Raw genomic sequence first — 13,858 nt, forward strand, 5'->3', positions numbered from 1 at the left:
GGTAATGCTTTCCTTCGCCTATTTTTCTATTAAATAGGAGGAGCAAGTGATGTGGCGTAATATTTTCTTAGTTATTTTACTTCTATTAGTTGGCTGTAATCATTCAATCGAAGGAAGTGAGGAGTCTGCCAGTTCGCCGGCAACAGCGATTCAAGAGGAAGAGAACGCTGAGCCTCAAGAGGAAGAGTTGGAAAGAGAGAATGATATAGATGAAGTGAATGAAGCGGATAAGAAGCAAGAGAACAAGACAAGCAATGATGCGGAGCAAGCAGCAACAGAGCACCCGAAAGGAATAGTACAAGAGGAAGCAACAAGTAAGCAAAGTGAAAAGCCAAAGGAAGAAGCGGTTAAGAAGGAAGCCGTGAAAGCTGAGCCAGCAGCTTCAGAGCCAGCGAAACAAAAAGTACAAGCTACTTCCCCACCTGCAAAAGAACAGTCAACTCAAAATACCGTGCAGGATAAGAGGGAAACAGAAAAGCCGGTCTCAAAAGCTGTTTCAATTTCAATTACAGGTGACACAGCAATGGGTCAAATTCTCTCATCTGAACCAGTTGAACTGAAGGAAGGCGATACAGTACTAGAAATCCTTAAAAAGGTGACAAAAGCAAACCAGCTGCAAATGGAATATAGCGGGCGCGGTATGGCTGCTTATGTAGAAGGAATTAATAATCTCTATGAATTTGATAAAGGACCTAAAAGTGGTTGGATGTATAAAATAAACGGAAAATTTGTAAGCAAAAGTGCAGGTGCAGTGAACGTGTCAGCTGGGGATAAGATTGAATGGTTATATACTCTTGACTTAGGAAGAGACATCGGAAAAGGGTTCGAGTGATGGCTGGTTTTGCAGGGGTTCATCCATTTGTATCGTTCAGCTTTTATATGGGAGTTCTTTTGTTTAGTATGTTATTTTTCCATCCTATTTTTCTAGGTGCATCATTGCTAGCCGTCATTTTATTGAACCTTTGTCATGATAAAGGTGAAAAGTTAAAGCAGTTTTTCGTGGCCTATTTACTGATGGGGTTGTTCGTGTTAATTGTGAACCCTCTTTTGACACATCGGGGAAGTCATATTTTATTTTATTTATTTGACCAGCCCATCACTTTAGAGGCTGTTTCGTATGGCGTCACGATGGGGTTACTGCTGTGGACGATTTTGATTTGCTTTTTGTCGTTTAACTTTGTAATCACAGCGAACAAGTTTTTATATTTATTTTCATCAATCCTTCCAAAGACGTCATTGCTTCTCATGATGAGCTTTCGTTTTGTGCCATTGTTAAAGAGAAGGTTAGAACAAATTAGTACCGTTCAACAAACAAGAGGGATCGACTTAAGAGTTGGGTCACTGCGGAAAAGAGCGCAGGATGGCATGCAATTAATGCATATCTTACTCACGTGGTCACTAGATGAAGCGATCCAAACAGCTGATTCGATGAAAGCTCGTGGGTATGGAGTGAAAACAGAGCGCACCTCATATGTTTCCTTTCAAATTGAAAAGCGAGATAAAGTTCTACTAGGGTGGATGATGATTACATTTGTCATCTGCTTGTGGGGATGGTGGCAAGGTTATGGTCGAGCACAATTTTATCCTGTCATCGATGTTTCTGCCTTGTTACAAGTAGAATGGCATGTATTCAGCATTTACTGTCTATACCTTTCAATGCCCATTTTCATCGAGTTAAAGGAGAGATTGTGGTGGAGCAGATTAAAGTAAACCATTTAAATTTTACATACCCGAAAGAAACCGTCCCGGCTATCTCAAACGTTTCCTTGTCGATTAAGCAAGGGGAATTTATCTTATTGTGTGGCCCATCTGGGTGTGGGAAGACGAGTTTATTGCGACATTTGAAAAAAGAAATCCAACCAGTAGGGGACTTAAGTGGTCAGATTTATTATGACCAAATACAGTTAGAGCAACATCCCGAGGAAAAATTAGCCGCAGAAATTGGTATGGTTTTTCAAGACCCTGAAAGTCAAATTGTGATGGATAATGTGGCGCAGGAGCTGGCATTTTCACTAGAGAATTTAGGAATACCTTCTCAAGTCATTCGTCAGCGAATTGCGGAAATGGTTAATTTTTTTGGCATTCATCATTTATTTCATAAAAGTGTGCATGAGCTATCCGGTGGACAAAAGCAATGGGTGAACCTTGCCTCTGTGCTTGTGATGCAGCCAAAAGTTTTATTACTCGATGAGCCGACCTCTCAATTAGATCCTGTAGCGGCCAAAGAGTTTTTACAAATGATCTATCGGATAAATCAAGAATTTTCAACCACTATTGTTATGAGTGAGCATCGTTTAGAAGAAATAACGCCTTTGGCTGACAAAATGATTATGATGGACCAAGGGAAAATTAAATATGAAGGTGAGCCAAAAAAAGTAATTAAGGAAATCTATAGAAACAGAGATGAGGAAGCCTTTCTATATCTCCCGTCTATTTCAAAATTGTTTATAAATGTAATAGGCAGCTCTTCAGAAGTGCCCATTACAGTGAAGGAAGGCAGGAGATGGATTTCTAGCGATGAGATCGAGTTAGTGAAAGCGAACGAAACAAAGCTTGAGCAGAAAAAAACACCGGGTATTTTAAAAAGTGAGGAAGTAACGTTTCAATATCGTAAACATGCACCCTCTGTTCTTAATAAGCTATCACTAACTATTTTTGAAGGTGAGCTCTTAAGTATTGTTGGAGGAAATGGAGCGGGAAAATCAACGTTGCTTCAAACGTTAGCAGGGTTATTGAAGCCGATTAGAGGCTCGATCTATTTTAAAGGTAAAAAGCTAAAAAAGATCTCCCCGCGTGAAAGGTATAAGCAAATTGGATACTTACCCCAAAATCCGAAATTATATTTTGTTCATGATACGGTGGAAGAAGAGCTCTTACATGTTGGCAGAATAGTTGAAGCGGCCAATATGAAGACAGAAGTTGAAAGGTATGCGAATCTCTTTCAAGTAGAGCATTTATTAAGAAGACATCCGCATGACTGCAGTGGTGGAGAGCAACAGAAGGTTGCCCTTATCTCACTCCTTCTTTCAAATCCAGATGTCATATTAGTAGATGAACCAACAAAGGGTTTGGACCCCTATGCGAAAGAGCAATTTGCTAAGGTGTTAAAGGAATTGAACCACAATGGTATGACAATTGTGATGGTAACGCATGATATAGAATTTGCAGCAGAGCATTCTACGCGGTGTGCATTGTTGTTCAATGGTGAAATAATTTCCGAGGATGTGCCGGAAGAATTCTTTCAACATCATTATTACTATACGACTTCTATTAACCGCATATTTAGAGAAATCATACCAGGGGCTTTAACCTACAAGGATGTGATCGCAAAGTGCTCCGTTACCGTTTAATCCTCTTTATTGCTGTATTCATTTTTATCTTATCTTTAGGATTTATGGCGTTCATTTCTGATGAGCAAACCTTATTGATTAGTTTTGGCCTTGTCTTAACGGCCATGGTTCCCTTCTTTTATCGATTTGAAAGAAAACAGCTAACCGCAAGAGAGCTCGTGCTCATTGCCTTACTAGCCGCAATTGCTGCAGTTAGTCGAGTTCCATTTGCTGCTTTACCAAATGTTCAACCAACCTCATTTGTCATTATGATGACTGGACTCGTATTTGGTGCAGAAACTGGTTTTATCGTTGGTGCAACAGCAGCACTCGTATCCAATGTATTTTTGGGTCAAGGGCCTTGGACGCCATGGCAAATGTTTGGTTGGGGGCTAATGGGTTTAATGACAGGGCTATTAAAACATTCATGGCTGCTAAAAGGACAATATGGAAGAATGGTTTATGGTTTTTGTTGGGGGTTCTTATTTGATTGGATTATGAATATGTGGTTTATTCTTGGGGTAATGAAGGATTTCACATGGGCCGTCGTCTTGAGTGCATTTGTGACGAGCTTTTATTTCGATCTAGCTCATGCCTTGTCGAATGTATTCTTTATCGCCGTCTTTGCCGTCGGTTGGGTGAAGGTTTTGCAACGATTCAAGGTTAAGTATGGGTTGTTAAATTGAGTGAGTGATTTGTGAATATAAGAGACCTCACTTCGCCAAGAGGCTGACCGCAGTTCAAATATGTTAGGGGACAGAACCAAATTCTTGGTAGTGTTTTTAATTATATCGATCTTCATTAAGTAAAGGACGCACTTTTTTATGATGGCGTCCTTTTTATATTAATAGATAATTAGATATATTTACCGAAATTTACTAATAATGTATGATGGGGATAGGATTAACCTTGAAGAAAGGGAGATTACAAAATGAGGAAAAGTGTATTAGTGATGGGGCTTGTGGCTTTATTTTCAATAAGCGGATGCACTGAGCCTCAAACTCAATCAGGAAATCCGAACACCCCAGAGTACATAAATGAATGGAAGCCTTCTGAAACGACGACTGTAGTGGCCGGAGGTAAGGAATATAAGCTTCGGGGGGAAGAGATTAATAAAGAATTTAAGCTTGCTCTGTTGGATAAAGATTTCAAGCTGAAGACAGAGAATTCAACTACTTGGTTTATTTGGGAAGACGATAAAGTCAAAAGAGAAAAACTTCTAGGAAGCAAAGTTGAAATCTATGGGATAAGTCAAACAACAGAAGAGAAAGAGCTGCTTGCTGCAACTGAGGTGACAGAGCTGGATGGAAATTTACCAATACAATTGATTGATGAACACCTGGCTGTGCAATTTAATGCTCCGATCGAGCTGCCAGAGGAAGGTAAGTGGAAGCTGCAAGTTTTCATTGAAGATCAGTTATACGGTGTTGTTAAAGTGAGCACGCCGATAAAGATTTGAGCAGGGGGCTGTAAAGCAAGTGAAGAACAGAATGATTAGACGTCTTATTTTAGCTGTAATAGCCGTGCTCCTATTCTTTCTAATTGTCGGGATTCTTTCTTTCTATTCTGTATAAGGTGGAGAGGGTATCTTTTCTTTGGTGATGGTTAGTTGGTTTTACATTGGAGTGGAAAAAATGAATTATTCATATGAGGATTTTGTTAGCGACCTTCATATCGGACGGGAGATTGAATTTAAATATCGAGGAAAGATTTATGCAACGTTAAATGTTAAAGAAGGCTTTGGTATAGGCGAGCATCATAAGGTGTTTGACTATTTTCAAACAGTAGACGAAATGTTAAATAAAAGAAAAATAAATGGGCAAAAACTGATAGATATTTGGAGCGAGGTTGAGGTTATTGCTATTTTTTAGAGGGCATTTAAGGAGGCAGAAGGCGCTTTTTATGAAGAAAAGCGTCTTTTTATAATAGCTCGGAGGTTGGGAAATGGTTAGAAAATGGATTCAAATTGTATTTTGGACCTTTGTGTTAGGGCTTTTTGCTTGTACAGTTATTTTGTTTTATACAGACTATTACAAAGTAGCTGCTGTAACAGGCGGGATATTTCTTTTTATCATGTACAACGTCGCAGAATATCACTCTCATAAAAATGAAACGTATTTGCATATGAAGAATAGAGGAAAGAAGTGAGGAATGAATTCGTGAAAGCAGTTAGAGTGGCTGAAGTATGTGAAGGGAAATGTTGAGGCTTTATCAGCATGAAGTAGAAGATTCTTTAGATTTATATCTTAGTGTGATTCGTTGAAGAGGAGGGTTTTGGGGGAGTTCAAGAGGCGAATATAATTAGAAATGTGTGCTATAATAAAAAATATTCAATACCTCGAAATGGCGGTGATTATTATGTTATCGCAACAAGAAATTCTTAAAGAACTTTCGAAAAACTTGAATGTGTGGAAAGGTAAGTACGGAGTAAAGCGGATTGCATTATTTGGGTCGTATATTCGTGAAGAACAAAAGGAATCCAGTGATATCGATCTATTAGTCGAATTTGAAGATGATGCTATGACATTTGATAACTATATGGATTTAAAGATTGATATTGAAGATATTTTCCGAAAAGAAGTGGATTTGGTTATTTTTGATGATATTAAGCCAGCTCTTAAGCCAAGTATTATTAGGAGTGCCAAGTATGCAGAAGGAGCCTAAAGTCTTTTTGTATGATATTTGTATTCCCTCGTCCTATCAAGTCGTCAATTTGGCGGCTTTTTTGTATGGATAGAAAAAGGCAACATGATTACAACGCTTAACAACGCTTAACGGGGTTTGGCGTCTGGGCTTCGTTTTCTGTTATTCTTATGAGTAAGGAAAGAGATACAGAAAGGAGAACATGCGATGAGCTACAATCTTCAAGCAGATAACATTCAAACTGCCACATTCGGTATGGGCTGATTTTGGGGTCCTGATGCTCGGTTCGGGCATTTACCTGGTGTTGTGAGGACGCGGGTTGGCTATGCTGGTGGCACTACACGGAATCCAACGTACCGTCAGATGGGCGATCATTCGGAGACGCTGCAAGTTGATTTTGTCCCTGAAATTATTTCGTATGAGGACATTCTAAATGAATTTTGGGGGAAATCATCAAGCCATGAAGGATCGGCATTATAAAGGGCGCCAGTATTTATCGATTCTTCTTTATCATGACGAGGAACAAAGAGAAACAGGAGAAAGAGTAAAACGAGAGTGGGAACAGCACCTCGGTGGCGTCATTCAAACGGAAATCCAAGCTTATTCTACATTTTACTTAGCGGAAGACTATCATCAAAAGTATTTCTTAAAACGGTTTGCAAACGCAACAGCAGTCATTCAACGCCTTTTCCCAAACCATGAATCATTTGTTGATTCTACGATTGCTGCACGATTAAATGGCTTTGTAAAAGGGTTTGGAAAGATGAATGATTTGAAGCAGGAGATCGAGAATTGGGGTCTGCGTGAGGAAGAGAAGCAAGAATTATTGAATCACTTAGTTCGTGTGAAATGGTAAACGTAAGAGAAGACTCCTCCTACCTGTCGGGGGAGTCTTCTCGTCTGAAAAGAGTCTCTTAATCTCCAGCAAATTGCTTCTTCAAAAACTCTCCTAGCTCTTTGGCGGATTGATGTCCTTCTGGCATGACTTGGCCGAAGAAGGTGAAGATGTGAAACATATCCTCCCATACTTTTACTTCAGCTTCTACGCCTGCTTGTTTTGCTTTTTCCACAAATTGAAGGGAGTCATCAAGTAAGATTTCATCCTTTCCGACGTGAATGAGCATTGGAGGCAGGCCTGTCAAATCTCCGTAAAGAGGGGATAGTAAGTAATGCCCGCGGTCATGCGCTCCTGCATAGTCGTGTGCAAAGCCTTCGACACTTTCATCTGTCAGCCAAGGGTCAGCCTGTGCTCTTGTTTGATAGGATTCTCCGCTCTTCTTCAAGTCTGTCCATGGCGACATGAGAACAGCTGCTTTCGGCAATGGCAGCTGATCATCTTTTAACGCGAGCATCGTCACTAATACGAGGTTTCCGCCTGCTGAATCACCGGCAAATGTTAGGTGTTCAGGCTTCATCCCCGTCGCTAATAATTCCTTGTATACACTTAGGGCGTCCTCGACTGGAGCGGGATAAGGGTGCTCAGGAGCAAGGCGGTATCCAACGACTAGTGCTTTGCTTTTGGAAGTTCGCGCGAGGTCAGCTGCGAGATGGCGGTGAGACGCAATGCTTCCTCGACTATAGCCTCCGCCATGGAAATAGATGATCGTCTGATTGTCGTTATGTTCCGCAGGTATGACCCATTCACACGGCACACCAGAGATGCTTGTTGTTTCGATTCGAACGTCATTTCCGATTGAAAAAAACTGTTGAGCCATTTCGTCCATTCCTTGACGTTTCTCTGCTAATGTTTTAGAAGCACTTGCTTCCTCTTGTTCTTTTATCATTTTACGCAATGATTGGCTTTCTGGACTTCCCACATTCCATTCCTCCTATTTTTTATGTGTGTATATGTAATCATTACTTATTTTCCTTCTTTTTGTTAATTGTAAACGAATGGAGTGATTAGATTTTGATGATGTGGTAAAGGTGCAACAGGTCTTTCTTTGATAAAATTCTCGGCACAGGGTAGAGCGGGTTTGCTTCGTTTAGGGCCCGTTCGACCATGACTAGGATATCGGTTTCAACAATTCCGTCTGCCTTATTGGGAATATCCATTTGTGCGTTAAGCTGTTTGATTGCTTGAATGAATGCCTCTGCCTTTTGTTTATCGCTATCTTGAGATGTTCCGATTCCAACTAAATCAGCCAGCTCAGCTAGTGTCTTGTGAACTGATTTTCCATAGTACTCCAGCACATAAGGCAGAATAATCGCATTTGCTAGTCCATGAGGGGTAGCATAGAATCCACCGAGAGTATGAGCAATCGCATGCACATAGCCGACATAAGCCCGGGTAAATGCCATTCCTGCCAAATAGGAAGCCTTCTGCATATTGCGCCGCGCTTCAATATTTTGCCCGTTCGCATAGGCTTCATAAAGATTTTCAAAGATTAACGTGACTGCTTCCCGGCTGTGCTGTTTTGTTTCTGCTGTGTTACTTTTGCCGATATAAGCCTCAATGGCATGTGTTAACGCATCCATTCCAGTTGTTGAGGTTATATGTGGTGGGAGGTTGATTGTAAGCAATGGGTCAAGTACCGCCACATGTGGAATGAGCACCGGGTCATTGAGCGCATATTTTTCATGCGTTTTCGTGTTGGAGATAACCGCAGCCAGAGTAGCTTCGCTTCCTGTGCCTGCTGTTGTTGGGATTGCAAAAAGTGGGGGGAGCCTTTTTCTAATTTTCAGCTGACCTTTCATTTGCTGAATGCTCTTATCAGGTCTTGCTACACGGGCGCTGACGCCTTTTGCACAATCCATTGGAGAACCGCCGCCAAAAGCAATGATTCCTTGGCAATGATTTGAGTGGTACATTTTCAAAGCTTCCTCAATGTTCTCAATTGTTGGGTTCGCCACCGTTCTGTCATATACGAAATATTCTACGCCCTCAGCCTCTAGTCCTTTCTGCAAGTCGTTCATTAGCCCAAGTGAGACAATTCCGTTATCTGTTACAATCAACACTGTATCCAGGCCTTTTGTTTTGATAAGGGAAGGGAGTTTGCCTAAGCTGTTTTCTCCTTCTAATAATTGTGGTTGGCGCCATGGCAAAAAGCGAGCAATGAATCGAAAAGTTAGCTGGTACAGTCTGCAATATAATTTGTACATTTCTAGACTCCTCATGTTTGTTTAATAGGAAACTTTCAAACTCACAATACTAAAAAATGGTGTATATTCCTTTTATAACTTATTAATATAATGAACTTCAACTATAATGAACTTTAAAGTACTTCAATAAGCAAATGAAACCCCTGTATAAGCCATACAGGGGTTTCGGTTTCTGAAGGTTATTGATTAGCATGGAAAGCAGCAAGCGCCTACGATGATCAATAAGATAAATAGAACAACGATTAACACAAAAGTATCACAGTTAGGTGCTGGAGCAGCATAGCCATAAGAAGGAGATACATAAGAAGGCATCATTGGAGCGTAGGCACCTGCTACAGGTGCAGCGTTGACGTTTGCTCCCATTGTTAGTGGTGCATTTACATTTGCGTGCATGTTTAACACTTCCTTTTTTTGTTGGAATGGTTTACTGCTATATCATACTCGCCTAGTGGTGGATATGAGCCCGTCAACATGAAAAATGGGCAGGTGTCATCTGATGAACCGCATTGTATTTAGGTAATAGTAGTATTGTCCACATGAGATCGAGCTCATGTTATGGTGGATAACGAGATAAGGAGCTTTAACAGCTGTCTGAGCTCTTTGCGATACTGCCAATTGAGCTAACTGCTTAAATGAAAGGCTTGTGACTAAGCTTGTCAAATAAGCAGATTGATTGCTCTGTTCTTTTCTTTTTTTATTTAGACTTTGGATCATTTCCTTCGATGTTTTTATACCAAATCCATGACCGAAGAAACGGTCCTCGTTGAGAACAACAGCATTTTCACCGCGATACCATGAGGTTCTTGGATTGAAGTCTGGATTATTAAAATAAACGACATCCCCCGGTAAGTAATGATTCGCATAGGAGGTTTGGACGCCAAGATCAGGGTCAGTGTACCAGCTGTATAAGTAAATGTTTCGAAAGTTGGCATTAAATGGACGCTTGCCGATACTATTTAGCACGGCATGGTAGAAGATGATGACACAAGCTGTGGAACAATCAAACGCATATTGTGAACTGTTCTCGAAAATATCGAGAATGGCATCGGCTGGCTGAACGTCATTCCTTAACAGAAATCCGCCTGCTTTCGTTAAATACCAGTATTCAGCATTGCAGCGCGCATATTCAAACGTTGTAAATGCTGCTTGTCCTTCGTTCATGGCGTTTGCACTTTTGATGATATTTCTTCGAACGTTAACTTCAAACAACAATTCATTCGTGGAAGAGTAGGAATAGGAGACAGGCGCTTCGTGCAGCTGTTGAAGGATCATTTCTTCGACTTTTCCAATGTTAGATAAGCTATTAAGCTGAAAAAGCCTCCCGTTTATATAAATCATATGATTCCCCATTTCTTGTTAGATGTTTGCTATTAACGTATTCGCGTCTTTGTTGAATGATGTTTCACAAGTGAGGAATATATAACCAATGAAAGTATTTTCGTATTTGGTACAATTTATATCAGACATAAAACGTTTATAATGGAGGAAAAGAATGAAGCTTAATATTGTACCATATGAAAGCATAGGCCCGATTAAATTAGGAATGCCGAGGGATGAAATAAGAAGTCTCTTAAATTCAAAAGTGGTCGAATTCGAAAAGTCCGAGTTCGATAAGAATACAACAGATGCATTTGATGAATTAGGCATGCATGTCTTTTATAAGGAAGATGACACCTGTGAGAGTGTAGAAGTGTCTGAACCAGCGCTTGCTGTATTTGATGGGATGAACTTAGTTGGTACCTCATTCAAGAAAGCGAAGGAGCTCCTGCAAAAATATGATAAAGGCTTATCCATTGATGGTAATGGTCTAATCTCCTATCAGTTAGGAATTTCCTTATATCTTGAGGATACGGACGATGAAAGCCTGCCGGTAGAAGCAGTTATGGTTTTTGAAAGAGGTTATTATGATGAGATTTATAAGTAATTTAACAATTAGGGGCACTCCCCAACTGTTTTTCTTTTGAAGCGTAAAGTTTAAGGTTATAATATAATAAATAAAGTGAAGATTCCGTGGAGGTGGTAGTTGTGACCACAAAAGACATTCGAGAACTCGCACATCAGCTGGTGGATGAGCTGGAAGATGAAGAATTGTCGGAAGTTATTGAATCCATACGTCGAATTAAGACACACAACCATAAGTTATTATCGAGTAAAACCAGGTTTCCTCTTGAAAAGCCTACTCTTGAAGAATTAGAAGCGATAAAGCTTGCAAGGAAAGAACTAGCGAATGGACAATCATATTCTCACGAAGAAGTATTTGGAGAAGACGATTATGTATGAGCTTAAATATTCCAAACAAGCCATGAAGTATATTAGAAAACAAGATAAAACAACTAAAAAACGTATTGAAAAAGCACTGCTCTTGTTAGTAGACGACTTATATCAGAGGGACTCCTGATATAAGTTTACTATAAGGTGAAGCGGTGCTTTTTTCTTTTGATAGATAAGTCTATACATAATATGGTAAAATAAGTAAAAGTGAATAAGAAAGGCAGGTCCGTGCCCGTGTATGCTCAAAGAATGCTTAGGCTATTTCAAGAGTTTGCGTATTTGATTCATTGCACTCGACAAATAGGATTACTTAACGTATCGAAGACTTATGATTTTAATGATTTCGAAGTGAATGTGAAAGAAGTAGTGCAAGAAGGGTTTGTTTTAATAGTAGATGGAAGGGAGCCAAGTAAGGTCAGCATGTTCTTAGAGTTAAGGAAGATGGAGTTAATCAAGAACCCCTCCTTGACAGCTGACGACTTAAAGTTAAATCAACTTTGTATTGAATCCATTCCGTATGTTCAATCAGGTGACATAGAAGAATTTCAGGCATTAGCAAATTTCTTCCTTGAAGTTGAAGGGAACCCAGAGCATAAGCAATTGCTTTCAAAGTTATTCTATTTGCTTCAAAAGGCTGAAGTAGAAAAGCGTGAAATGAATAAACAAGAGTTCAAAAGACTGGTAGAAGAGATCGATAAGGAGCCGATTATGCCGAGGCTATCTGAACAAGAGATTGAGCAGATTTTACGAAAGGCGAAGTCGAAGGGTTAGCAGAACCTTATTTCCTCTCAGTACTTGTGAATGTTTAAATACCCTCTCATGCTGGAAAAAGATTAGTAGAAGGTATTTGAAGGAGGGGAAATGATATGAATAAAATAAAATATATAGCAATGATGTTAGCGGCAGGGATGACGTTTGGTGCTGGTTCCACTGCTGCTTCTGCTGAAAAAACAACTGTAACCTTTGATAAAGGGGATACACTTTGGAGCATTGCCCAGCAATATGACGGGGTGACAGTACAAGACCTCTTTGAATGGAATCCTGGCATTGACGCTGATGTCATTCAAGTAGGTTCTGAAATTACTTTTGAGACAGACGGAGAGATGAATGAACAAGGTCCGAATGAAGTATTTCATACAGTAACTCCTGGCAGTACACTGAAAAGCATCGCAAACCTTCATGCAGGTGTGACTCTAAAAGACTTATACGACTTAAACCAAAACATCGACCCTCGTAACTTACAAATCGGTTCAAAGGTAAGAGTCAGCACAGCTGATGGATACGATAAAGAGTACTACACGATAAAACCAGGTAACACACTAACAATTATTGCTAATTTGCATGAAGGGGTAACAATAGTAGATTTATTAGAGCTTAATCCTGAGCTGGACCCACGAAATTTACAAGTTGGAACAGAGATTAGAGTTCATTAAATTCATTAAAAAGGCTCAGTTTCAGCGTGCCTCCACCGTGGAACTGCTAAATAAAAGCAAAGGAGGAGTTTGAAATGAGATTCATTAGTTCATTGCTTCATTCGATCGTTGATATCATTTTATTCATCCCGCGAATGCTTGGAAGATTGATTCGGAAAATTGTAGCATAATAACTAAGAAAACCTCCAATAGTGGAGGTTTTTTTTATCTCGACACGCCCCCGGCTGTCTTATGAAACAGGCAGAGGGGGGTTATTTTGCTTCGTCTTGAATAATGGCGTCCATATGTTCTACCCAACGAAACAATCTTTGTCTGCTAATCGTATAGATTAGTAGACGAAGGTTGAAAGAGGTGTTCGGGATGAAAATAACGACATTTTTATTGTTAATCATAACGGTTATGCATGTAGCCACGATTATAAATATTACACTGTTCAACGGGGAATGGAACGGGATCGTGATGACCTTAAATTCGATTTTATTTATTTTGGCAATCGGTGTGAATGCAATGTCAGGAAAGAGGGATTAGTAAGGAAATATAACCCCCCCTTGAACTGAGCCTGGATATGCTAAAAGTCCATCTTTCTGTATGGTTGGGGCCGAAACGACCAGTTATTCCTGCAACACTCTGAAAATACTGGAAAGAGCCGAATAGTGTTGATGCACAATCGGTGTCCTGGAAATTCTACTATTTTTAGACACCGGTTAAGGTTTTAACAAGGTGCGTGATACATGCAGTAAGGCTAGAAGTATGTGAAGAGAGAAGCAGTTGGGATTTTTCACAGGCAATCCAATCATAAGGAGATGTTCACTTGAAGAAGAAAGTTCTTTATCGTGTTTAGGCGAGAAGACCCCCACTTCCTACGAAGTGTAAAGTGGGGGATGAATCGCCTTCGGACAAGGAATGGCTTACTTGCCATCTCGGTTGTCCGACTGTTCGAGTGCTACTTGTATTAAATGAAAGACAGCCTGTGTACGAGTTCCAAAACCCTTCTCTTCTTTGTATTTGTCTACTCTGTTCAAAAGTGTTTTAGGGAATCTTAGGACAACTGTTTGCTTCTCCATGATAAACCTCCTTAAA

At 40.0% G+C, this 13,858-nt stretch carries 20 protein-coding genes; 15 read left to right on the forward strand and 5 right to left on the reverse strand.

Features of this window, described 5'->3' with window-relative positions:
• Positions 1-49 precede the first annotated feature (49 nt).
• From LC040_03095 to LC040_03140, 10 genes are all read left to right on the forward strand, one after another.
• The gene (locus LC040_03095; protein WLR51913.1) at positions 50-832 is read left to right on the forward strand and encodes a DUF4430 domain-containing protein; all 783 of its coding nucleotides are present in this window, start codon (positions 50-52) and stop codon (positions 830-832) included.
• Entirely contained in the window at positions 832-1,710 is an 879-nt protein-coding gene (locus LC040_03100) for an energy-coupling factor transporter transmembrane component T (protein WLR51914.1), read from the forward strand. Before LC040_03095 ends, LC040_03100 begins: the two co-directional genes overlap by 1 nt.
• A complete protein-coding gene (locus LC040_03105; protein ID WLR51915.1) occupies positions 1,692-3,350 on the forward strand; it encodes an energy-coupling factor transporter ATPase in 1,659 nt (552 codons plus the stop codon). The genes LC040_03100 and LC040_03105 overlap by 19 nt, the downstream gene beginning before the upstream one ends.
• 44 nt (positions 3,351-3,394) lie before the next feature.
• The gene (locus LC040_03110) at positions 3,395-4,015 is read left to right on the forward strand and encodes an ECF transporter S component (protein ID WLR53177.1); all 621 of its coding nucleotides are present in this window, start codon (positions 3,395-3,397) and stop codon (positions 4,013-4,015) included.
• A 245-nt stretch (positions 4,016-4,260) separates the two neighbouring features.
• Positions 4,261-4,788 (forward strand): hypothetical protein, encoded by a 528-nt coding sequence (locus LC040_03115; protein ID WLR51916.1) that lies wholly within the window; start codon positions 4,261-4,263, stop codon positions 4,786-4,788.
• 175 nt (positions 4,789-4,963) lie between these two features.
• Entirely contained in the window at positions 4,964-5,200 is a 237-nt protein-coding gene (locus LC040_03120; protein WLR51917.1) for a hypothetical protein, read from the forward strand.
• A 73-nt stretch (positions 5,201-5,273) separates the two neighbouring features.
• Positions 5,274-5,477 (forward strand): hypothetical protein, encoded by a 204-nt coding sequence (locus tag LC040_03125; GenBank protein ID WLR51918.1) that lies wholly within the window; start codon positions 5,274-5,276, stop codon positions 5,475-5,477.
• A gap of 210 nt (positions 5,478-5,687) precedes the next feature.
• A complete protein-coding gene (locus LC040_03130; protein WLR51919.1) occupies positions 5,688-5,993 on the forward strand; it encodes a nucleotidyltransferase family protein in 306 nt (101 codons plus the stop codon).
• 285 nt (positions 5,994-6,278) lie between these two features.
• The gene (locus LC040_03135; GenBank protein WLR51920.1) at positions 6,279-6,452 is read left to right on the forward strand and encodes a peptide-methionine (S)-S-oxide reductase; all 174 of its coding nucleotides are present in this window, start codon (positions 6,279-6,281) and stop codon (positions 6,450-6,452) included.
• Entirely contained in the window at positions 6,406-6,828 is a 423-nt protein-coding gene (locus LC040_03140) for a peptide-methionine (S)-S-oxide reductase (GenBank protein ID WLR51921.1), read from the forward strand. Before LC040_03135 ends, LC040_03140 begins: the two co-directional genes overlap by 47 nt.
• A gap of 58 nt (positions 6,829-6,886) precedes the next feature.
• Here LC040_03140 and LC040_03145 read toward each other — a convergent pair whose 3' ends face one another.
• The 4 genes from LC040_03145 to LC040_03160 all read right to left on the reverse strand — a co-directional run bounded on the left by LC040_03145 (position 6,887) and on the right by LC040_03160 (position 10,412).
• Entirely contained in the window at positions 6,887-7,789 is a 903-nt protein-coding gene (locus tag LC040_03145) for an alpha/beta hydrolase (protein WLR51922.1), read from the reverse strand.
• 85 nt (positions 7,790-7,874) lie between these two features.
• Complete coding sequence (locus LC040_03150) at positions 7,875-9,074, reverse strand: iron-containing alcohol dehydrogenase (protein ID WLR51923.1); 1,200 nt, start codon at positions 9,072-9,074, stop codon at positions 7,875-7,877.
• Positions 9,075-9,260: 186 nt separating this feature from the next.
• The gene (locus tag LC040_03155; GenBank protein WLR51924.1) at positions 9,261-9,467 is read right to left on the reverse strand and encodes a YjcZ family sporulation protein; all 207 of its coding nucleotides are present in this window, start codon (positions 9,465-9,467) and stop codon (positions 9,261-9,263) included.
• Positions 9,468-9,563: 96 nt separating this feature from the next.
• Positions 9,564-10,412, reverse strand: a complete 849-nt coding sequence (locus tag LC040_03160) for a protein-glutamine gamma-glutamyltransferase (protein ID WLR51925.1) — start codon at positions 10,410-10,412, stop codon at positions 9,564-9,566.
• Positions 10,413-10,566: 154 nt separating this feature from the next.
• On the opposite strand from LC040_03160, the gene LC040_03165 reads away from it, so the two are divergent.
• From LC040_03165 to LC040_03185, 5 genes are all read left to right on the forward strand, one after another.
• On the forward strand, positions 10,567-10,998 hold the full coding sequence (locus LC040_03165) for a hypothetical protein (GenBank protein ID WLR51926.1): 432 nt from the start codon (positions 10,567-10,569) through the stop codon (positions 10,996-10,998).
• 101 nt (positions 10,999-11,099) lie between these two features.
• Entirely contained in the window at positions 11,100-11,354 is a 255-nt protein-coding gene (locus LC040_03170; protein WLR51927.1) for a hypothetical protein, read from the forward strand.
• A gap of 270 nt (positions 11,355-11,624) precedes the next feature.
• Entirely contained in the window at positions 11,625-12,116 is a 492-nt protein-coding gene (locus LC040_03175) for a hypothetical protein (GenBank protein ID WLR51928.1), read from the forward strand.
• A gap of 95 nt (positions 12,117-12,211) precedes the next feature.
• Positions 12,212-12,778, forward strand: coding sequence for a LysM peptidoglycan-binding domain-containing protein (locus tag LC040_03180; protein WLR51929.1), 567 nt, complete (start codon positions 12,212-12,214; stop codon positions 12,776-12,778).
• A 360-nt stretch (positions 12,779-13,138) separates the two neighbouring features.
• Positions 13,139-13,306 (forward strand): hypothetical protein, encoded by a 168-nt coding sequence (locus tag LC040_03185; GenBank protein WLR51930.1) that lies wholly within the window; start codon positions 13,139-13,141, stop codon positions 13,304-13,306.
• A 380-nt stretch (positions 13,307-13,686) separates the two neighbouring features.
• Here LC040_03185 and LC040_03190 read toward each other — a convergent pair whose 3' ends face one another.
• Positions 13,687-13,842, reverse strand: coding sequence for a ribbon-helix-helix domain-containing protein (locus LC040_03190; protein ID WLR51931.1), 156 nt, complete (start codon positions 13,840-13,842; stop codon positions 13,687-13,689).
• Between the last annotated feature and the right edge of the window lie 16 nt (positions 13,843-13,858).

Origin of the sequence: Bacillus tianshenii (assembly GCA_020524525.2) — a bacterium.
In the GTDB taxonomy this organism is placed as follows: Bacteria; Bacillota; Bacilli; order Bacillales; family Bacillaceae_N; genus Bacillus_AV.